This window comes from bacterium, from assembly GCA_016708315.1.
GTDB lineage: Bacteria > Zixibacteria > MSB-5A5 > CAIYYT01 > CAIYYT01 > JADJGC01.
In genome coordinates this window covers 151,829-174,489 of record JADJGC010000024.1, presented here as the reverse complement: position 1 = coordinate 174,489, position 22,661 = coordinate 151,829, and the positions used below count along the sequence as shown (strand labels likewise).

Here is a 22,661-nt window from a genome sequence, read left to right as displayed (position 1 = left end):
TGTTTTGGAATTCAGAAAGCCTTGTTAGGCAAATGCCTTACAGGCACTTTGGGAGATCGACAGCATTAATGTCCGCCAACACAAGTTCTCATCGGGCGACAATAGAGTTTACGTTTTTGTAACCGGAAAGTTGCGGTTTTAATCTTTCATTATGAGAAATACAATCATGTTTCAAGATAATCTCGCTTCCAAGCGAGAAGGAGGTAGGTCCATGCGGATGGCTAACGTTTTTAAGAGCGCATTGGTCTTAATGGTGATTGGCCTCTTTACCGCAGCCAGCGTTTTCGCCGGCTCGACTGGTAGAGTTAAAGGCAAGATCACTAACAAGAAGACCAAAGAACCCGTGCCGTTTGCTGTGGTTCAGATCGACGGTACCACCATGGGTGCCCAGGCCGATCCTAACGGCGAATACTTGATCATTAACGTTCCCCCGGGAATGTACTCGATCACCGCTACCCTCACCGGCTGGATTTCGGTGCGTACTGAGAAAGTCGAAATTCGCGTCGATGCGACGATTCCTGTAGACTTCGCAATGGAAGAGTCCATTGTCGAAACAGAAGCTCAGATCGTCACTGCCGATCGCGACCTGCTTCGCGTGACCGAAACTGCCAACCTTCGCCAGATCACGGCGGAGAGCATTAAGAACATGCCGGTAGCGACCGTATCCGAACTGCTCAAAGCGCAGGTCGGTGTTGTCGAGCGTTTCGGCGAAATCCACTTCCGTGGCGGCCGTTCCAACGAAGTCACCTACGTCGTTGACGGTGTCGCTGTTAAAGATCCGTTGGGTGGCCGTGGCGCTGTTGACCAGGCCATGAATATCTCGAACAACGTCGTTGAAGATCTTCAGATCATCAAGGGCGGTTTCGATGCCGAGTACGGCAACGCTACCTCCGGTATCGTTAACATCACCACCAAGGCCGGTTCGGATGTTACCAAGGCCGAATTCGAATACTTCACCGATGACTTCGGAACCAGCATCCTGAATAAGAACTCCAACAACTACGATCGCGGCGAATTCAATCTTTCCGGCCCCGATCCAATTCTTGCCAATCGCCTGCTTCCAAAGCTGGGCATCAATTGGTTTGCCGACAAGGTGTTCTATTCTATTCAAGCAGCTGCTGAAAAAACTGACGGTTACATCAGCTACAAGGATTACTTCACGCCGACTACTCAGCGTGGATTCAAGACTCGCTCGATCCTTGGTCTGTTCGACTTGGAAGATAGAATGCAGAATTCGTATGAAGCCCAGGTCAACGTTCGCTATGAAGCTAGCGCCAATATTCGTTTGAATTTGCGCTTCCGTGGTTCGTGGGATAACAACACCACGTTTGCCTGGACCCACATCAACGTCCCGTCCTATGCGCCGGTCGTTAATGAAGAGTCGGCAACTTATTCCGCGCAGTTGACCCACCAGATCGACAAGTCAACCTTCTACACGATTACGCTGTCTCGCTATAATCGTAACTACACTGAAATGCCCGGTGATCCGAATCGTCCGGGCGAAGGTAAGACTCCTGGTGATTTCATCCAGTTCAGCGACTACGAAGCTTATCTTGACCGCAATAACAATGGCGTCTTCGATTCCCCTGAGCCGTTCGTCAATTCTAACGGTGATACCTCATGGGTTTGGGGCGGAGATTTCTACACCTTTGGTGATGCATACACGACCGCCGATGGTCTCTGGCCGAGAATCCCGCAAGAAATCGATCCGGAATTCCGCGGTGTCGAATCTGCTCATCAGGGCATCGCTAACTCAAGAGGCGTCGTTGATACCATCTATACCGACTGGAACGGAAACGGTGTCGTCGACTTTTACGAATCCGAGCAGTTTGTCGATGTCAATGGCGACGGCAAATGGAACTCCGGCGACATTCTTCTCATCGACACAAATCGCAATGGAGTGTATGACCGCAATCGCGCCGACATCACCAATATCGACGTTGGCGAACCTTACACCGATGGCGACCTTGTTCTCGGCGAGCCGTTTACCGATGTGAACTTGAATGGCGTCTATGATGCCGGTATCGATATCTTCGTGATGGCGGTAGACCCTGCAGTCAATCAAGATCTCAATCGTAACTCCAAATACGACGGTCCCAAGGATGCTTGGCTTCCGGGTACGCCGTTCAAAGACCTCAATGGCAACGGAATCTATGATGCCAAGAACAGCATCTACGATGCCGGCGAGCCGTTCAAGGATCTGAATAAGAATGGCTCCTATGATCGTCGCGACGGTTTCTATGACTACGGCTCCGACCAGTGGTCACTCTACCACGATCGTTCTGCCGTCCGTTACACTGCTGACTTCAAGGTCAACAAGGCGTTCTCGAAAGAGCACGAAGTCAAGACCGGCTTGAACCTCGATATCAATGAGCTGAGCTACATCGAACTGCAGTATCCTGATTTCCCGTATGACGGCACGCCGGATGGCGGCGCTTGGCCGGATCGCGGCGTCTTCCGTGATTTCTACGAACGCAGCCCGATCACCGGTGCGGTGTTCCTGCAGGATCGTATGGAGTACGGCGCCATGATTGCCAACATCGGCTTGCGCTATGACTTCTTCATCCAGTCAGCCGAACTGAAGCAGAACGAGAGCACCGACCAGCTTGAGACCAAGACCATTCTTGGCTCGCAGAACCGGTTTAGCCCGCGTATCGGCTTCAGCTATCCGATCTCCGACAAAGCCAAAGTCTATTTCAACTACGGCCACTTCAACCAGCTGCCGGATTTGAACGTGATGTATCGCCGCGCGACTCAGTCGTCAAGCGCCTTTGGTATCATCGGAAACGAGAACCTCGATTATCAGAAAACCATCCAATATGAGTTCGGCGTCAACTACGTAATGTCGAATGACTATGTGCTTGGTTTGTCCGGCTTCTATAAAGACATTTTCGGAATCATCAACTCCCAGCGCGAAGGCACTGGACCGCTTCAGCGCAACGTGTATCAGAATTCTGACTACGCTCGTACGCGCGGTTTCGAAGCTGAACTTGAGAAGCTCTATGGCAATTATATTCAGGGTACCTTCACCTATGAATATTCCTTCGCCTACGGCAAGAGCTCCGATGAAAGCTCCAACTACTTTGACGATTTCTACAATCGCTCGATTCCGATTCAGGAATTCCCGCTTAACTGGGATGTCCGTCATCAGATTTCACTCAACCTCGATTTCGAAATCCCGGTTGATGATCATCCGGAACTGTTCGGCTTGAAGCTCCCCGACAACTGGGGTGCAAACTTGATCTGGCAGTTCGGTTCAGGATTCCCGTATACTCCGGACCGCGATTATCCGGGTCTCCGTCTGCTTCCGGGCGAGTCTCCGCAGACGAACTCGCTGCGCTATCCGTCGACCTCCAATGTCGACATCAGAACTTACAAGCGCATTCCGTTCATGGGAATGACCTACACCGTGACGATGTGGGTGAACAATCTTTTTGATAACAAGAACATTGATTTCATCTACGGCCTGACCGGTAGATATAATTCCAATTCGAAACTTACCGGCTCGAACTACGTGCTGGAAGGTACTCCAATCAACAGTGACCCGACCAATCTTGGACCGGGCCGGAATATTCGCCTTGGTATTGGAGTCGAATTTTAATCACACTGAGTTGAGGTAATACAATGATGTTAGGTGGACTGGTGTGGCGGGTGAGTAAACTGACGATCGTAGCGCTGATAATCATCAGCGCTACGGGGCTTGCTGCGACTAAACGCGCCGATGACGACGATCTTCGGCGTCAGGCGTTGCGCAAAGTGACGGCAACACCGAATACTCAAAACTGCTCTCACCGCGTCGGCAATGTCTTTTTCACGGTTACCAACTGGGGTTTCTTCGGAAGCCAGTTCAATGATGCCAGCGACTGGTTGCCCGAACTTTATTGCATTGGCCCCGGAGTCACTCAAGGTGAACTGGCGCCGTCGTTTGAATTCCCAGCCGGTACCGGCGTGAACTATCTCTTCCAGGGAGCCTTCTGGATCGGCGCCGTTGCCGATGACGACACCATCGTTTCAGTTGGTGCCGACGGTTGGCAGCGCGTCCATGAAATGTACCCTCGTCCCGCTCCGCTTGACGATATCGTCCAGATGTCGACACGCAAGACCTCGGAGTTCTACAGCACCGAGGCCGTCAGCGAACAGGATTACATCTCCGAATACACCGATACACTTATCGATGCTGCGCTTACTGAGCGCGATGCCATTCTCAATCGCCCTCACAAGCCGCTCGGCATCAAGATTATACAGCGAAGCTACTCTTGGTCGTTTAGCTACGCTGAAGATTTTGTATTGATGGATTTCAAGATCGTCAATATCGGCCAACGCGACCTGCGCAAGATGTACATGGCCCTCTATGTCGATGCCGACATCTGGCACGTCAACACGCCAGACGGTTTCGCCGACGATATCACCGGATATCTGGAGTCATCACCAACTCCGGCTTGCCCCGAGATTGTTGAAGATGTGAACATTGCCTGGACTGCCGACTTCGATGGCGACCCCGTCAATAACGTCTTCAACGAATACAGCCCCTCAGGAGTTGCCGGAACTCGAGTTGTGCGCTCGCCGAACCCCGAACTGCAATTCTCTTTCAACTGGTGGGTCTCAAACGGTGACGACACCAATCTCGACTGGGGACCGCGCCGCATCGACAATAACCGCGATTACGGTGGCTATCTCGGTACGCCGGAAGGCGACCGCAACAAGTACTATATTATGTCGCGCCCCGAATTCGATTATGACCAGATTTTCTCCGCAGTCGATCATACCGCTGCTGGTTGGTTGCCTCCGTCCGGTCAGCCGGGCCTGGCGCCGAACCTCGCTGACGGATACGATACTCGCTATCTATTCTCGTTCGGTCCATTCGAACTTCCCCCGGGCGACTCGCTCCCGATTACCATCGCCTATGCCGCCGGCGACAAGTTCCATCGCAATCCGAACGACTTCCGATTGTTCAATGAAACTGACCCGTCAGCATTTTATGCTTCGCTCGACTTCTCCGATTTGGTTACCAACTCGCTATGGGCAGGCTGGGTCTATGATAATCCCGGAATCGACACCGACAGCAATGGTGTCAAATCGATTGCTCCGATTACCGATCCCGATCCGCATTTCAATCCGTGTACCGGCAAGGAATACTACAAGTATGGTGACGGCGTTCCCGACTTCGCCGGTCCTCCTCCGCCGCCTGCACCGCAGCTTCGGTTCTCGGCTTCTCCCGGACGCGTAGAACTCCGGTGGAACGGAGAGCAGACTGAAACTTCCGAAGATCCATTCTCATTCTTGCGCGACTTCGAAGGTTATCGCGTCTACATGGGAACACAGCTCGTCCTCAGCGAATTTGCACTTCTTACTTCGTTCGATACCGAAGATTACAATCGCTATCGTTTGAATCTCAACTTCGATCCGGTCCGCTGGGAACTGACCGAAGTGCCCTTCACGCTTGACTCGCTTAGAGATATTTACGGTCCCGAATTTGATCCGGCAGAATATCCCAATCAGTCGGATTCGCTGGCGTGGGTCGATGAAGGCGGAATTCAGACGGCTTACTACTTCACCAAGCAGGACTTCAACAGATCCACCTTAGGTGAAGCGGGTTCCATCCGGAAAGCCTTCCCCGATGCACAACCCGGCGACATGATCTGGCTTGATGAACTCAACGACTCTGTAGACGCTTATTATGAATATGAGTATATCATCGACGGATTGCTGGCCTCGCGCCCGCTTTACTTCGCTGTCTCGTCTTTTGACTATGGCAACCCGGCAACAAGCCTCGCCGCGCTCGAAAGCTCGCCGTTGGCAAACGCCATCCAGGTTTATCCGGTCAACTCTGCTGATCGGGTAGTCGAACAAGGACTCAATGTCACGGTGTTTCCAAACCCGTATCGCGTCGATGGTGGATATCTTGAAGCCGGATACGAACGGCTCGACAATACCACGGCGTCAACCGATCGCGCTCGTCGCATTCATTTCGCCAATCTGCCGAAGGAAGCGACGATTCGCATCTACACGCTCGATGGCGATCTGGTCCGCGAAATTCAACACCCGTGCGATTGCCCATTCCAGGAAGGCGAGAGTATGCTCGCCTGGGATTTGATTACGCGCAATACACAAGCTGCCGTTTCCGGCATTTACCTTTATTCTGTTCAGTCGCCACAAGGTAATCAGGTCGGTAAGTTTGTGATTATCAGATAAGTCCGCCGTGATTTGCTGCGGACTTTATAAGGACAAAGAATATTTACGGTTTCGATAGAGGAGCTGCGATGATAGTGAGGAAGATGATACTGGGTGTGTCGCTTCTGCTTTTGCTTCTGCCGGGCATGTTGCTGGCACAGGCGAAGGTTGGAACGGCAGGCGCTCAGTTTTTAGAGATCGGTGTTAGCGCGCGCGCGATCGGCATGGGGGAAGCGTTTGTGGCGGTGTCGAATGATGCGACGGCGATGTATTACAACCCTGCCGGTCTGACGCATCTCTATGATCGCGAAGTAGTGTTTACACATGTAGATTATCCTGCTGAGATCAAGTATGACTTTGCCGGAATCGCTTATCCGTTGTATCGTTTCGGCGGTGTTTTGGGATTGGGTTTCTACTCGCTCGATGCCGGCGACATGGACGAGACAACGTATGAGTACTTCGACGGCACCGGTCGTACCTTCGGCGCTCGCAGCTATGCCGCGACGTTGAGCTATGGCCGCGCCTTGACTGATCGCTTCAGCGTCGGCTTGACCTTGAAGTTCATCGATGAACTTCTTGAAGACGAACGCGCCAGCGGTTGGGCAGCCGATGTCGGTACGAACTACGATACTGGTTTCCGCAACTTCAAGATTTCGATGGTGATTTCGAACTTCGGACCGGACATGACCTTCATTCAAGAGGGCTATCCGCTTCCGATTAACTTCCGTTTTGGCGGCGCGATAAACGTGCTTGACGGCGAGAAACACAAAGGTGTGTTTGCCGTTGAAGCATCGCATCCTTCCGACAATCTTGAGAAGTACAATGCCGGCTTTGAGTACGGCTACGACGAACGCTACTTTATCCGGGTTGGTGAGAAATTCAACTACGATGAAGGCACGTTCAGTGTCGGCGGCGGTCTTCGCGTTCCCTTCAACAAGATGGAACTGCGCTTGGACTACGGCTATCAGGATATGGGCTTGCTTAACGAAGCCCACCGCTTCACCCTCGGGATGAAGTTCTAAGGAGAAACGTTATTGTTCTTTGTTGATATGGTTGTGAGATAATTTCATTTCGGATAGAGTCGGAGGGAAGTCAGTGAACTTTAATCGTTACAGTAGATCGCTGCTGCCGCAGTTTGTGATTGGCCTTGTTTTCTTGTTGGCCGGTTACAATCTCGCGCAAGCCGCGCTTGCAACTAATGAAACAAGAGCGGAGCATTTGCGCCGCTTACAAGTCTTGAATAAACCATTAGCTGCTCCGTCGCAGGAAGTCCGCGTTCATAAAGTCGGCAACATGCACCTGTGCGTGACCAACTACGGCATTTTCGGCAATCAGGCCGATGCCAGCATTCTCGACCCCGAAACCGGGCTCTCCGCTCCTTCGTGCGTCTTTCCGGCCGGTTCCGGAATAGAATATCTCTTCCAGGGCGCTCTTTGGATTGGCGCCATTGTCAATGAAGACACCCTCGTGTCCCATGGCCACGATGGCTGGCAGAGCGCTTTCGAAATGTGGGCCGATGCTTCACCGCGCGGCAACATGATCAAGCGCACCATTAGAAAGTCGGATCCTGAATATTCACCCGACGCTGTTTCCGAAGCGGACTATATTGCCGTCTACTCCGATACGCTTACTGATGCATCGTATGTAGCCACCAATCCTGAAGAGGGACGAGCTCACGCACCGATTGGCGTCGAGATCGTACAGAAAAGCTACTCTTGGTCATATTCGTATGCCGAGGATTTTATTCTTCTCGATTTTGTCATCCGCAATATCGGAGTTAACGAAATCCGCAAAGCATTCATGGGCATTTATGTTGATGCCGACGTCGGACATCCGGGAACCAACAATTTCTTCCAGGACGACATCTGTGGATTCAAGAACACAGTTCTTTCGCCCTCATGTGCGGAATTGGAAGACGTAATCAACGTTGCCTGGATCGCGGATAATGACGGCGATCCGAACGCAGGCGGTGTATTTGATGCCAAGAGCCCGACCGCAGTCACAGGCACGCGCGTGGTTCGTACTCCGAACCCGGAACTTAAAACCAGCTTTAACTGGTGGGTATCGCAGGGCGATCCGACTCTCGACTGGGGTCCAATCCTTCAGTCAAACGCTCGCAGTCTGGGAACCGGCGGTTTGGGTACTCCGGCCGGTGACGAGAATAAGTACTTCTTCATGAAGAACGGCGAGTTCGACTACGACCAGCTCTTCTCGACTATCAACTACACAGCGCAGGGCTGGTTGCCGCCTCCGGCAGACGTTGCTCTCGGCAAGAATCTGGCCGACGGCTACGATACTCGTTACCTGCTTTCATTTGGACCATTCGATATCGCTCCGGCTGACTCGCTTCTTGTCACCATGGCCTACATCGGAGCCGATCGCTTCCATGTTCGTCCCGATGATTTCAAGAAGTTTTACGATGAAGCCGACCCAATGAAGTTCGATGCCGTTCTCGATTTCACCGACCTTGCCACTAACGCCCAATGGGCGGCATGGGTCTATGACAACCCGGGCGTCGATACCGACAATGATGGCATCCGTACACTTCCTGGCGTTGAGGATCCAATCATGAATCCTTGCACGGGCAAGGAAATCTATCGTTTTGGTGACGGTGTGCCCGACTTCACTGGCCCTCCGCCTCCGACTCCGCCATTTATGAGATTCACAGCCTCTCCGGGCAGAATCGCCGTCCGTTGGAATGGTAAGGACACAGAGCAGAATCTGGATCCATTCTCATTCCAGAAAGACTTTGAAGGCTATCGCGTCTATATGGGTTCCAAGCTCATTCTCAGCGAGTTCGCACTTCTTACTTCCTATGACCGCGAGAACTATAGCCGTCATCGTTTGAATACCGGCTTTGCTCCGCCGCGCTGGGAAATGACAGAAAATCCGTTCACCCTGGATTCACTCAAGTTAATTTACGGCCAAGATTTTGATCCGGGTCGCTACACCTCACAGCGCGACTCACTGCCTTGGATCGATCCCGACAACAGCGTAACCGCCTATTACTTCACCAGCCAGGACTTCAACCGTTCGGATCTGGGCGAAGAAGGCGGCATCTACAAGCTCTACCCCGATGCACAGCCCGGCGACATGATCTGGGTTGAAGAACTGAACGACTCGGTAGACGCTTTCTATGAATATGAATACACCATTGACGGCGTTCTTGCTTCGCAGGCCGTCTATATGTCCGTCACTGCTTTCGACTTTGGTAATCCGTCCACCAGCTTGGCGCCGCTTGAAAGCTCGCCGCTGGCTAATGCGATTCAAATCTACCCGGTCAATTCCGCCGACCGCGTCGAGAAGGAAAACCTCAAGGTTACCGTTTTCCCGAATCCCTATCGTGTTGATGGTGGTTACTTCAATGCCGGTTACGAACGACTGGAAGGCAACGTTGTCTCCCAGGATCGCGCCCGCCGCATTCACTTCGCCAATCTGCCGAGGGAAGCGACGATCCGCATTTACACTCTTGATGGTGACTTGGTGCGCGAGCTTCAGCACCCGAGCGGTCCGCCGCTTCAAGAAGGCGAAAGCATGATGGCGTGGGATCTCATTTCCCGCAACACTCAGGCGGCTGTTTCAGGTGTCTATCTGTACTCAGTCGAGTCCGCTTTGGGCAACCAAGTGGGCAAGTTCGTTATTATTAAGTAAGTCCGAAACTTCGGGTTCCGGACTTTATAAGGACAAAGAATATTTACGGTTTCGATAGAGGAGCTGCGATGATAGTGAGGAAGATGATACTGGGTGTGTCGCTTCTGCTTTTGCTTCTGCCGGGCATGTTGCTGGCACAGGCGAAGGTTGGAACGGCAGGCGCTCAGTTTTTAGAGATCGGTGTTAGCGCGCGCGATCGGCATGGGGGAAGCGTTTGTGGCGGTGTCGAATGATGCGACGGCGATGTATTACAACCCTGCCGGTCTGACGCATCTCTATGATCGCGAAGTAGTGTTTACATGTAGATTATCCTGCTGAGATCAGGTATGACTTTGCCGGAATCGCTTATCCGTTGTATCGTTTCGGCGGTGTTTTGGGATTGGGTTTTTACTCGCTCGATGCCGGCGACATGGACGAGACAACGTATGAGTATTTCGACGGCACCGGTCGTACCTTCGGCGCTCGCAGCTATGCCGCGACGTTGAGCTATGGCCGCGCCTTGACTGATCGCTTCAGCGTCGGCTTGACCTTGAAGTTCATCGATGAACTTCTTGAAGACGAACGCGCCAGCGGTTGGGCAGCCGATGTCGGTACGAACTACGATACGGGTTTCCGCAACTTCAAGATTTCGATGGTGATTTCGAACTTCGGACCGGACATGACCTTCATTCAAGAGGGCTATCCGCTTCCGATCAACTTCCGTTTTGGCGGCGCGATCAACGTGCTTGACGGTGAGAAACACAAAGGTGTGTTTGCCGTTGAGGCATCGCATCCTTCCGACAATCTTGAGAAGTACAATGCCGGCTTTGAATACGGCTACGACGAACGCTACTTTATCCGGGTTGGTGAGAAATTCAACTACGATGAAGGTACGTTCAGTGTCGGCGGCGGTCTTCGCGTTCCCTTCAACAAGATGGAACTTCGCTTAGACTACGGCTATCAGGACATGGGCTTGCTTAACGAAGCCCACCGCTTCACCCTCGGGATGAAGTTCTAATTGTGGAATTATGTGTGTTTGAGGAGGAATAGATGTTTTTGCAGAAGAAATTCATAGGTAGCGCGGCGATCCTGCTGCTGTTCGCGGCGGCTGCTTTCGTATCGTCGTGCAGTACTTCGCCGGATGGGCCAGTTCCGCCAGCGGAAAAACCGATTGTCAAGATCGTGAATATTCCGGCATCCGGTTCGCACTTCACGAATAGCCCTGTCATTAACTGGTATGGTACCGACGTCGATGGCTATATCGTCGCCTATCAGCACGCCGTAGTCACAGCCGAGGTCCTACTTGCAGCGTCGATCGATACCAGCGATGCCGCTCAACTGCGCGCTTACGCAGCCGCCAATATCGAGCTGCCCGGCCCGAACGCCACCTGCGTTCCGGCATGCTGGACAATTGTGGATGTCGAACGCAGCGACAGTCCCACACGGCAGGAGGTCCGACTTGTTGCCGGTAACACTCCAGCCGATACAGTTGTCCAATTCTTCTTCGTGCGCGCCATCGACAACGATTCCGTCGCCTCCGAAATCGAATTCAGCATTTATTCGCGCAATAACAACCCGCCCGAGACCGAGATCACGACCTCCTACGAGCGCGGCGGTTTCTTTGATCTGCCCGATACCAGCGCTGCCTACGTTGGAATAAGTTTCGATTGGAAAGGCTCAGACAAGATCGATTTCCCCAGCGATACCGATCAGCCGGAGTTTGATTTCTTCTATCAAGTATTCGGCCCATACAATAAGTCCGATCTCGATTTTGATACTCTCACCGGCAAGTTCCGCAATGATTTCAAGATCGATACTAATCAGGTTGCTGAGAAGCTTGTCCTTTCTTCGCAAGATCCGAACCGTGGCGGAGTATGGGTTCAGTCTACCAGTGCAAGAGTGTTCAATCTTTGGCGCAATGCTCCAGTTGCCGACACCACGCGTGAAGGCTACTTCGTGATTAAGGTCACTGCCCGCGACGACGCGTCCGCTCCAGACCCGGTTCCCGATTTCCGCGTCTTCCGTGCTATCTATCCGCGCTTTGAAAAGAGAGTACTGCTTTATGCTCGTGAAGACTGCGCGCTTGGACCATCGCCCGGAGAAATCCCGTGCCTTGAACGCTCAGACGGTATCAATGTCTACCGTTGGGCTGAAATCAACGAGTACTATCGCCGCATCTTTGTTAACGCCGGGTATACAGATGTCGACACGACGCGCGTTCGCCCGACAAAACTTCAGATAGCGAAGTACAAGCTGATAGTCATGCTTGGCGATGGCTGGACAGCGACATACGGCTCGGATGACTATGCCGGTCTTACAACTTACATGGACTTGGGTGGAAGCGTTTGGGTTTGGTCGACTTCTCCGTTCGGCGGAACCACAGCCACGGCGGAACAATTGAATAATTTTTCGCCGAACTCAGTGCCGATTCGCTACTTCCGGGTAACTGGCGAGTATCGCGACGGCTGGGTCCCCCGTTATATCTTCCGTTCGCTTGGTTGGGCGCCGACTGAAACCGATACCGTTCGTCCGGAAAATCTGGATCAGTTCGTTGGCGGTCTTGCGCTTGCAGGTACGGGACTTGAAGACTTTGATGTCAATTTGGAAAAGGTCCAAATGACATTCATTTTCAAACGCGGAGCCGATCAGACCAACTGGTATGACGAGGTCTTTTTCCGTGGCGCACCGCATACCAACTACTTTGTGCGGGACGTCTTGAGCACCCCGCTCTACCTGTATAAGTCGCATTTTGGCGGCAATATTCCCGACGATTTCAAACGTTGGATCAAGCCGCTGCACGGAACGGTAATCGCTGTTCGACAAGAGAATGTTAGATTTAAGAGTGCCGTTTTCGGATTCGGTGCCTGGTCCGTTGAAGAAGACGACGCCGTCAATATCGTAACCAAAATGTGTGATTGGTTCTTGAACTAATTCGCGACTAACAGATTAGATTCTGCAAATCACTACGCGCCGGAGATTCTTCTTCGGCGCGTTTATTTTTTATTCCGATTTGAGAGTTTCCAGCAACTGCAGGGAAGGAGTAAATGACGGATGAAGTCTCACGCATTCTTCGACGACCTTGCGCGCATTGACTTTGTCGCCGGTGGAATAGTAAGACAGCGCCAGATTGAACAGCACAATCTCCGACTCCGGACTCAACTTGCGAGCCTGCTCTAAAGCCTCAATTGCTTGCGGATAATCTTTCTTTGTGAAGTAAGCCGAGCCCAAATTAGTCCAGCCTTCAGACAGACCCGGATCGTTTTTGACAGCCTCTTCCAAGTACACTATCGCCGAATCGATCTCGCCGCGTCCGGCCAAGGACAATGCCAAATTGTAGAACACGCGGCTGTCGAAAACAGTCGGCGCGAGTCCGCTCGAAATTGACGATGCGCTCGAAGCTTCCGAATACGTCGGGACCTGCGACTGAGTCTGTTCGGCTATTATCGACCGAAGCAACGTATCCGCCTCGCCAAATCGCCTCAGGTCGATTGCTGATATTGCCAGAATGAATTTCTCGTTGCGACCGAGTGACGTGGTCGCCGCTTCGCGGAGTATTGCAGAATATGCCGAGTCCGCGAGTCCAGCTTCGCGCAGAGCATACCAGTAATTCAGCCGGGCTTCTGGAAGATACGGTTTCTCTGCAACCGCAGCCTCAGCCGCAATTAATGCTTCCGCCGTTTGACCGGTCTGGCGATACAAGTAGGCCAAGTTGTTCATTGCCTCTGCACTGCCGTTAAACAGCGAATCTTCGGTAATGAAGTGGTTCCAAGCCGAATCCAACTGTCCTGTCTTGAGAAACGCAATTCCCAGATTAAGATGTACCTGCTGCAGTGGTCGCTCGAATGAAATCGCCTCATAGTAGCTGTCTATCGCCCGAGGCAATTCCCCTGTTTCAAGGTACAGATTCCCTTTGTTGAATGCAGCCTGTTGGCGATTATCGAATTGCATGCCGTACAAATTGACATTCAAGAACACCGCCAAAATTGCGACCCCGGCGATAGAGACAGCACCTTGTAGTAACTGTCTATTTCGAAACCGCTCAAACAATTCAAACACCAAAGCCGCCGCGAGAATTGCCAGAATCGGCAACAGCGGCAACCTGAAACGCGAGTTAACAAAGAATGCGATGAATGACGCGGCATACAAGACAACGAACAAAATGACAACCTGTGCCGCTCGTGACCTGCGCCATAGCACCAACATTCCGATGATGCCCAGTGGCGCCAAAATCCCCATCCCCATCGGCAACAGCTTGAATAAGAAGAACTCCGACTTGAAGGCCGGCAAATTCCTGTTGTTCGATATATCGTCTCCTGAGAAAATCAAGTACGTCTTCTTCGCCATGAGGCTCAACCAGCCAGTCGGATTGGAAATTATCGACTTGACTCCCAGTTCGAAGTAATGCGAGCTGACTTGTGACGGAGTGAGCTTCGATTTCATTTCGGTCTCGGCGGCATACTTGATATCCGCATACTGCCAGTTGTATCCGAGCCTGCCCGGCATCACCGCACTCACACCGTCAGCCGCTTCATTGTTGCCGATATAGAAATTGACACCGCCCTGTGTCGCAATCGTCAGCGCAGGCTCTGTGCGCGTTACCGTTGTGCAAGAGCACCAACCCGACCGGGATCATCATTATCGTTGTGAACGCTATCGCGTGACGCAGAAGGGGAGAGTGTGAGTTGCGCTCTTTGTTGCGCCATATGACCCACGCAATCAGCGGCAGAATCACAACGGCGTTCGGACGATCAACAATTGCTAATCCTGTCGACAACCCAAGTCCCGCCAGCGTCATCACCGATGGCTCCTTGATGTATCGCACCAGCAACAGCAGGCTCACGAGTATCAGCCACATAGCGCTGGCTTCGAGAACAAGTTCGCCTTCGAAATAGACAATGTCTCCCGTCAACAACACAGCGATCGCCGCCACCAATCCCACTCGCTGGTCAAAAACTTCACGGCCGAGCAGATAAACCAACGGTGCTGTAAATGACCCGATCAGCAGTTGAAAGAAACGCGCCGCACTGATGCTATCGCCGGCAATGGCGTAGATCAATCCGAGAAAGTAATTGTAAAACGGTGCTCTAAAAAACGGCTCGCTTGAGGTCAACGCTCCGGCAGCGATTGCTTTTGCGCTGAAGTGATGATACAGCGCGTCAACCGTTGGATGCAAGAATTCCAGCAGGGAACGGTACTCAAGGAAGTACACCAACCTGACAATTAAACCCACCGCCAGGAGCACAACTACTGTCTGCTTATCTCGATTATCCAACATGAAAACAACAATACTTCATTAATGATTGACTCGCAAATGGATTGGGCAATGCATCGCCGTGCATACTAATGTGTGCATTGCAGTTCATTCTTTACGGAGCTCAAATCGACTTGGACATTGAATCTGGGAAGGTCCGGGCATGTTTGACTCACTAAAATCATTGTCTTATAACAGCTTATACATCTCGCCCCAACGGCACTGATCACGCCCCGCTTGATGGTGTGCAAAGACTTGCAATATTCCACTATGGCACGTCGCTTGCTCAATAGCAGGTCATGATGACACGTATCACCACTCTCGCCATCGCCGGTCTCATGCTTATCGGCAACACCCTTCTGGCGCTCAATACCGACAAGGTTTCGGCGTCGTTAGTAGAGAAGAGCCTTAAGGCTGAAGAGTGGGTGAATGTCGTTGCCATCATCAAGAATGATATCTCAGCACCAGCGATGACTTCCGGTCTTCTTAAGGAAGCCCGCAAGAACTCTGGTCACGCCACACTCATTGACATCCTCAAGAAGCAAGACGTTTCAAAAAGCAGTTTTGTCAATCATCTCCGCGAACTCGAAAAGTCGGGCTTGGCTTCCAATCTCGAAACCTTCTGGATTGCCAACGCCGTTTCGGTTTCTGTCGTCGCTTCCCAGCTTGAAGAGCTTTCTAACTACGCCGATCTCGAATACATCATCGACGACCAACCGCTTCAGCTTGTTGACCCGGTCTCCAAATCCGCCGCAGAGTCAGGATATGCCGGAAGCAGCTCGTTCGTTTCGCAAATCGGTGTCCGCGACTTGTGGCAGATGGGCTACACTGGTCACGGCCGTTTGGTTTGCAGTTTCGATACCGGCGTCGAAGGCACCCATCCGGCGCTTGCATCCAACTGGAATGGCAATGACGGTCAGTTCGCCCAGAGCTGGTTCGATCCCTATGGCACCACCACGCCAGTTGATCTGAATGGTCATGGAACCCATACGATGGGCTTAATGGTCGGTCGCGATGGCGCCGACACAATCGGTGTTGCGTTCAATGCCGCCTGGATGTCAGCTTCCGTAATCGACCGCGGACAATCTTTGAACAAGACGGTTTCCGATATCATCGCCGCATTCCAATGGGCTGCCGATCCTGATGGCAATCCTCAAACGGTTAGCGACCTTCCTGACGTAATCTGCAATTCGTGGGGTATCCCCAAGGGCTTGCTCGCACCGTGCGATGCAACCTTCTGGCAGGCTATCGACAATCTTGAAGCACTTGGCGTCGTTGTCATCTTCGCCTGCGGAAACGAAGGTCCCAATGCCGGTACGATCCGCAACCCTGCTGACCGCGCCACCGGCCCGACCAATTCGTTCTCGATTGGCGCAGTAGATCAGACCCGTTCCGATCTGCTCGTCGCATCCTTCTCCAGCCGAGGACCTGCCAACTGCGACAACACGAAAATTAAACCGGAGATCGTTGGTCCCGGCGTTGCATTGCGTTCATCCTATAAGGGCGGCGGATATCGCATGATGTCCGGCACCTCAATGGCCGCACCGGTCGTCGCCGGCTGTATCGCTCTGATGCGCGAATACAACCCGGACGCCACAGTCACCGAGATCAAGAATGCCCTGATGATGTCCGCTGGCGATCTTGGCAGCATCGGTCAGGACAACGACTATGGATTCGGATTCATCAACGTCAGAAGAGCCATCGACTTGTTGCCGCAACCGCTTAAGCCGCGCATTCAGGTCGAGGATGTCAATCTTGCCAACAGCGAAACCGCAGTGCTCGAAATCGGCAACACTACTGAACTGAATCTCACCATCTCCAATATGAGTGTCGCCACCAACAGCCTGAGCGGTATCTTGCGCTCAAGCAACCAGCACGTGTTTATCCTGTCGAATGAAGCCAACTTCGGCAGTGCGCCGACTGAAGCTCTGGTCGATAACATCACCAACCCGTACCTCGTCAAGATTGACCATACCGCCATCGAAGGTACCGAGGTTGAATTCACAGTAGATTTCTACAATCCGCAGTTTGGCTATCTCAATAGCGCCGACTTTAAAATCGTGATTGGCCAGCCGATTATTGCCGGCTCTGCGACGATCACCACCAATCGTCTCTCCGCCGAATTTACCAATTTCGGTTTGAGCCGTCGCCTGTATGACATCGCATCCGCAATCGACCCGCTCAATCTGATGAGTCTCATGGTCGCCGATGTCAACGGCAATGTCTATGACGCGCTACCCGACGGCATCGATTTCCGCGCAGCCGATAGCATCACCTCGACCCAAATCGGCACAGCCACCAAGGTCGAATCGGGCTTCTTCACATCCGATGACGCGTTCCGCATTGACCACTCAGTAACTGTGTTCGATGACGTCACCAAGAATAACTTCATGTTGCTCGAGTACGAAATCAGCGACGCCGACCTCACGACTCAGTCGATCTCGGCTATCGCCCTTGTCTGCGACTTCGACTTCCTCGGCGGCGAAGCAGTTGTCCAGGATGGTACCGATTACATCATCCGCAGCAGTTCTTTCGACCGCTACATCGGAATTCGCGTGCTTCCCAATGAGAATCGCTTCGGAGCCTTCGTCGACGGTTCGTCAATCAAGTCCGGTGCGATTTCCACAATCGACAAGTTTGAACTGATGACTTCCGGCCAGTCGATTCCGAATCCGTCCAACTCAGACAATGCGCTGATTTCCGGGATAAGCTCTATTTCCGCGACTTCCGGACAGGAATTGCACATCGCCTTCGTAGTCGCCAGCGGCAATAGTATCGAGGAAATCCGCGTCGCTCTTCAGGCAGGCGAATCTTCATACGATCAGGCAACGGATGTCGATGACAACGACGGTTCGGTACTTCCGACCGGTTTCACGCTCGATCAGAATTTCCCCAATCCTTTCAACCCCGAGACTCGCATCGACTTCGCGCTTCCGACTGCCGGAAGCTACCGCTTCGAGATTATCAACTCGCTTGGACAAGTGGTAAAAGCTGTCTATAATGAGTCTGTTTCAGCGGGGCCGCACAGCATCGTCTGGAACGGCAAAACTTCAGATGGCAAAGATGCCGCTTCCGGTGTATATTTCTACAGACTTTCATTTAACGGAAACTATCAAACTCGTAAGATGGTTTTAATGAAATAGAACTAAGCAAAACGGGTGGCTGGTTCGTTAATACTGAAGTGAGGGACATGATTGTGACAATGCAACGGGATTTAGGTAAATTGCTTCGAAATCTGATACTCTTCTCAATCGGTATATTTGCCGCAACTCTGTTGTCGCCAACTTCAACGTCTGCGCTTACAATCTCACCTGAACTGCGAGCCAAACTCGAAGCCAACGGTGCCTGGGACCAATTCAGCCGCACATTCGCTGAATGGCAGAAACAACTCTCGGATCAGCCGTCAGCTATTAACCTTAACAACGTATTGTCAAAACCCACCGCCTCCGGCGCTCAGAAGACGATCCGCGTTTGCGTACTCTTGGTCGACTTCACCGACAATACAGCCTCGAGCGGGGCTCAGGCAAACCTCACTCCCGCCACTGTCGAACAGATTCTCTTCTCGCAGGGAGTCACACAACACGGGAGCATGACCGATTTCTATCTCGAAAATTCTTACGGACAATTTCTAATTGATGGCGATGTCTTCGGCTGGTTCCGTATGCCCAAGACCTACGCTCAGTATACCGGCAGTAACAGCGGCATGCAGACAGCTGAGCCTAATGCCCGCACACTCACGAAAGACGCTGTGATCGCCGCCGACCCTACTGTAAATTTCGCACCTTATGACAACGATGCCAATGGTGTTGTTGACGCCGTGTTTATTGTTCATGCCGGTCTGGGTGCGGAAGAGACCGGAAGTCCTGGGCAGATTTGGTCGCACCGCTGGTCGACAGTCGCTCCGGTCGTTACCGGCGACGGCAAGTCCGTATTGAATTACATCGCCGTCCCGGAAGAGGTACTTGGCGGAGCGTTGCGCGTTGGTGTCTACGCGCATGAGTTCGGACACATTCTCGGTCTTCCCGACTTGTATGATGTTAACCAGAATTCCAATGCACCCGGACTTGGCAACTGGTCCTTGATGGCTGGAGGCTCGTGGAATGATGCACAGCGCACGCCAGCGCAATTTGACGGCTGGTGCAAGCACGTCCTCGATTCCATTCATGGGTCGTTTGGAAAGACTATCGAAGTTACCGGTAATCTCACCGACCTCGTACTGAATGCATCCATCTCAGATTCCATTAGGTATCGAATGAAAATCCCCGGCGGCTTTGGCAGGGAATACTTCATTATCGAGAACCGTCAGAAGGTTGGATTCGATGAATATATTCCTGGCTCTGGACTGATGATTCTCCATTGCGATGATAATCTCTCCGGATCCAACGACCAGATTACCTATGGTCACTGGCGCATCTCGCTCGAACAAGCGGACGGCGCGGGTCATCTTGAAGCGAATCAGAACAATGGCGATGCGGACGACCTCTTCCCGGGGCAGTTTAGCAACCACCCCGAATGGACGAATCTGACTTTACCAAGCACCGACTCGTGGTATGGAACTCCACACCAAATCTCCGTCTGGAACATTCGTCATGATCTGATCAGCAAATCTATTACCTGCAATGTTGATGTGACCTACAGCCGCACGAATTTGACCCTTACCGGCGCCAACTTCTCGGATGCCGCATCGGGGAACAACAATCAGATCTTCGACAAGGGTGAATTGGTCGAAGTCTCGTATAGCTTCACCAATCTCTGGAAGGCAGCGACCGGAGTTAAAGTCAACTTCAGTTGTTCGACCCCGGGAGTCACAGTGGGAACCGGTACACAGATAATCGGCACTGTCAACTCCGGTCAAAGTGTCAACTCGACTTCACCGTTCTCCTTCTCAATTAGCCCGAACATCTCACCTACGACTGCGACATTTACCGTCGATATTATCAGCACGACTCCGCCCGACACCTTTACCACCATCTACCAGAAGTTTGTTGGCGGTGTCGAGATCCTGATTGTAGATGCCGACGACAGTCCGGCGCACGAAGATCGTTCGGCGCTTATCAAAGAACCGTTTGATGCACTTGGATTGCCCTATGCTTATTGGGATATTGGCGCTCAGAACACGCCGGGAGCAAGCGAATTAGACTATCGGTATATCATTTGGTATACCGGCAATATCCGGGCAACACTTAGTCAGGCCATAAACGCTTCCGAAGTCGCATTCTTGCGCAACTATCTCGATCAAGGCGGCAGACTCTTCATGTGCGGCCAGGATATCGTCGAGAGACTCGCACAAACAGCAGATTCTACTTTCGCTCGCGATTATCTCGGTGTTCGTTACCTCTCCGACTACGAACCGCTTGACGCAAAAGGCGTCGCGGGCAATCCGCTCGGCGACAATCTCAGACTGAGAATTCGCGGCGGCGGCGCGGCTGCTAATCAGTACGATTGTGATATTCTTGAGATTCTTCCCGGCGCTGACCGTGCATTCGACTTTGCAGTCGGTGAAGCCACTTTTGGTGCGGCAGGCAGTATCTTTGCCCGCCCCAATGGCTCCCGCGTCGTCTTCACGAGTTTCGGGATGGAAGCCATCGCCAGCACCATGACATCGCAGGGCTACGCCACACGGGACAGTTTCCTGAGCCGCGTTTTGGAATTTCTCGATGACAATGTCTCGACTGACGCCGACGACTATGTTGACATTATCCCATTGCCGCAGAGCTTTCAGCTCAACCAGAATTACCCCAATCCCTTCAATCCGACGACTCAGATTAGTTTCACGATCAATTCCCGCAGCGCCGGCAAGCCATTGACTTTGGATGTTTTCAATGTCCTTGGTCAGCGCGTTGCTCGTCTGCGCGAGGAAGTCGCTCAGACCGGAACGCAGATCTTCGAGTTTGACGCCTCGGCGCTATCGTCCGGCGTCTATTTCTATCGTCTGCAAGTCGGCACTGAATCGCAAAATCGGAAGATGATACTGACCAAGTAGCCGTCCTTCCAGCCGCAAAATCGCTCCTCATCCTGATTGACACTTGGGTCCGTTTGGTATATCATTGCCTCGGATAGGCGCTGCGACTTGTGCAAGTGCAGAGCCGACAAATCTGAATCAATGTTATTCACACAAGAAATACATCCCAGCCGCCTTGATGCCGGAGTACGGATAGCGGCTATCTTCGTACCGGCTTTGCTAATCGGTTTCTCGCTCAATCCTTCCGTGCTGTTATTGTTATCTGCCTTCGCCGTTGCACTCGTCATAATCGTGCGTGTTCCGATTGCGAGTTTTGCCAAGATCGCGCTTCCCGCATTGATCTTCTGCTCGATTACTCTCGTAATGCACCTGTTGTTTTCGCAGTCGCCCGATTCAAGTTATTTCAAAGTCGGGCCGCTAAGCCTGAATCAACTCGCCCTGAACACTGGTCTGCTCTATTGCTGGCGTATCGTGCTGTTCTTCCTGATCGCACTTTGTTTTTCCCACTGGATCGGACAAGAAGAATTGGCCGAGCTGGTCTGGCGGACAATTGCTCCCCTGAGAAAGATCGGAATACCTGCACAAGAGATTGGATTGGCGCTGACAATTGCTATTCGCTTTATCCCGCAGATATTCAGCGAACATCATCGCATCGAAATGGCTCAGCGCGCTCGCGGAGCCAACTTCAGCAAGAACCGTTTCGGCAACGTCCGGCGATTTGTGCCGATGCTTGTCCCGACCGTAGCTTCGGCTCTGCGTCGTATCGATACGACAACGAATGCTTTGACGGTCCGCGCGTGGGGCGTTTACCCAAGTCGGACTTTTCATCGCCGCCGTCATTTCGGGCTTGGAGATGCTGTCATGCTGCTCGCTGTTGTAGCAGTAGTTGCCGGAGTGGGGTACTTGTCGCGATGAGGAACATTCTTCTCCGTCTTCAATTTGTCGGCACTGGATTCGCCGGCTGGCAGAGGCAGAAAAATGCTGTCAGTATTCAGCAAGTTATCGAAGCTGGACTTGGGAAGATCACCCGTGAAGACATCTCCGCGACCGGTTGCAGCCGCACTGATGCCGGTGTTCACGCAGAAGATTTTCTGGTGAACTTCCACACCGAGTCGACAATCCCTGCCGCTAAGTTTGCACCGGCGCTGCAATCGAAGTTACCCAAAAGTATTCTGATCAAGAGTTCACGCGAGGTTCCGGCGAGTTTCAATTCACGCCGTAATAGCTATGAAAAAACCTATCGTTATCAGATTGCCCTGGATCGGTCGCCTTTCTACAACGATTTCTGGTGGCAGACCGACCGCACCCCTGATTTTGCAGTGCTTAAACAGTGTGCGGCGCAGATTCTCGGTGAACACGATTTCTCAGGATTCTGCGTGACGAGATCGCTCAAAGAGGTCAATATCTGCACCATCAAACAAGCGACTTGGAAGCGCACCGGGAAAAGACTATATTTCAAAATCACCGGCGACCGGTTTCTGCATCACATGGTGCGATTTCTGGTTGGCGCGCAGATTCAGGCAGCTTGCGGCGAGATCAGTGTTGAAGATGTTCGTAAGATGGTCAACCAGCCGGCGAGCCATCGCGCAAAGTACCCAGCGCCGCCGGAGGGACTGTACCTGGAAAAAGTCAAATTTCGCTTATAGG

At 52.3% G+C, this 22,661-nt stretch carries 13 protein-coding genes; 11 read left to right on the top strand and 2 right to left on the bottom strand.

The window, feature by feature from the left end:
- Positions 1–217: 217 nt before the first annotated feature.
- The 7 genes from IPH59_16890 to IPH59_16860 all read left to right on the top strand — a co-directional run bounded on the left by IPH59_16890 (position 218) and on the right by IPH59_16860 (position 12,732).
- Positions 218–3,601 (top strand): TonB-dependent receptor, encoded by a 3,384-nt coding sequence (locus IPH59_16890; protein MBK7093363.1) that lies wholly within the window; start codon positions 218–220, stop codon positions 3,599–3,601.
- A gap of 23 nt (positions 3,602–3,624) precedes the next feature.
- A complete protein-coding gene (locus IPH59_16885) occupies positions 3,625–6,192 on the top strand; it encodes a hypothetical protein (protein MBK7093362.1) in 2,568 nt (855 codons plus the stop codon).
- 74 nt (positions 6,193–6,266) lie between these two features.
- Positions 6,267–7,193, top strand: coding sequence for a PorV/PorQ family protein (locus tag IPH59_16880; protein MBK7093361.1), 927 nt, complete (start codon positions 6,267–6,269; stop codon positions 7,191–7,193).
- Positions 7,194–7,266: 73 nt separating this feature from the next.
- Positions 7,267–9,822, top strand: coding sequence for a hypothetical protein (locus IPH59_16875; protein ID MBK7093360.1), 2,556 nt, complete (start codon positions 7,267–7,269; stop codon positions 9,820–9,822).
- Positions 9,823–9,896: 74 nt separating this feature from the next.
- Entirely contained in the window at positions 9,897–10,055 is a 159-nt protein-coding gene (locus IPH59_16870) for a hypothetical protein (GenBank protein MBK7093359.1), read from the top strand.
- A gap of 86 nt (positions 10,056–10,141) precedes the next feature.
- Entirely contained in the window at positions 10,142–10,819 is a 678-nt protein-coding gene (locus IPH59_16865) for a PorV/PorQ family protein (GenBank protein MBK7093358.1), read from the top strand.
- Between the two features lie 32 nt (positions 10,820–10,851).
- Positions 10,852–12,732, top strand: coding sequence for a hypothetical protein (locus IPH59_16860; protein MBK7093357.1), 1,881 nt, complete (start codon positions 10,852–10,854; stop codon positions 12,730–12,732).
- Between the two features lie 69 nt (positions 12,733–12,801).
- On the opposite strand, the gene IPH59_16855 is transcribed toward IPH59_16860, so the two are convergent.
- Both IPH59_16855 and IPH59_16850 read right to left on the bottom strand, forming a co-directional pair.
- Positions 12,802–14,304, bottom strand: a complete 1,503-nt coding sequence (locus IPH59_16855; protein ID MBK7093356.1) for a tetratricopeptide repeat protein — start codon at positions 14,302–14,304, stop codon at positions 12,802–12,804.
- Positions 14,305–14,329: 25 nt separating this feature from the next.
- Positions 14,330–15,076 carry a glycosyltransferase family 39 protein gene (locus IPH59_16850; GenBank protein ID MBK7093355.1) on the bottom strand — a complete coding sequence of 249 codons (747 nt, stop codon included), beginning with the start codon at positions 15,074–15,076 and terminating at the stop codon, positions 14,330–14,332.
- 275 nt (positions 15,077–15,351) lie between these two features.
- Here IPH59_16850 and IPH59_16845 point away from each other — a divergent pair, with 275 nt between their 5' ends.
- The 4 genes from IPH59_16845 (at position 15,352) to truA (ending at position 22,660) form a co-directional block, all read left to right on the top strand.
- Entirely contained in the window at positions 15,352–18,195 is a 2,844-nt protein-coding gene (locus IPH59_16845; protein MBK7093354.1) for a S8 family serine peptidase, read from the top strand.
- Between the two features lie 80 nt (positions 18,196–18,275).
- The gene (locus IPH59_16840) at positions 18,276–21,035 is read left to right on the top strand and encodes a M6 family metalloprotease domain-containing protein (protein MBK7093353.1); all 2,760 of its coding nucleotides are present in this window, start codon (positions 18,276–18,278) and stop codon (positions 21,033–21,035) included.
- A 120-nt stretch (positions 21,036–21,155) separates the two neighbouring features.
- Positions 21,156–21,929 carry an energy-coupling factor transporter transmembrane protein EcfT gene (locus tag IPH59_16835; GenBank protein ID MBK7093352.1) on the top strand — a complete coding sequence of 258 codons (774 nt, stop codon included), beginning with the start codon at positions 21,156–21,158 and terminating at the stop codon, positions 21,927–21,929.
- Positions 21,926–22,660, top strand: coding sequence for a tRNA pseudouridine(38-40) synthase TruA (truA, locus tag IPH59_16830; protein ID MBK7093351.1), 735 nt, complete (start codon positions 21,926–21,928; stop codon positions 22,658–22,660). Before IPH59_16835 ends, truA begins: the two co-directional genes overlap by 4 nt.
- Position 22,661 lies beyond the last annotated feature (1 nt).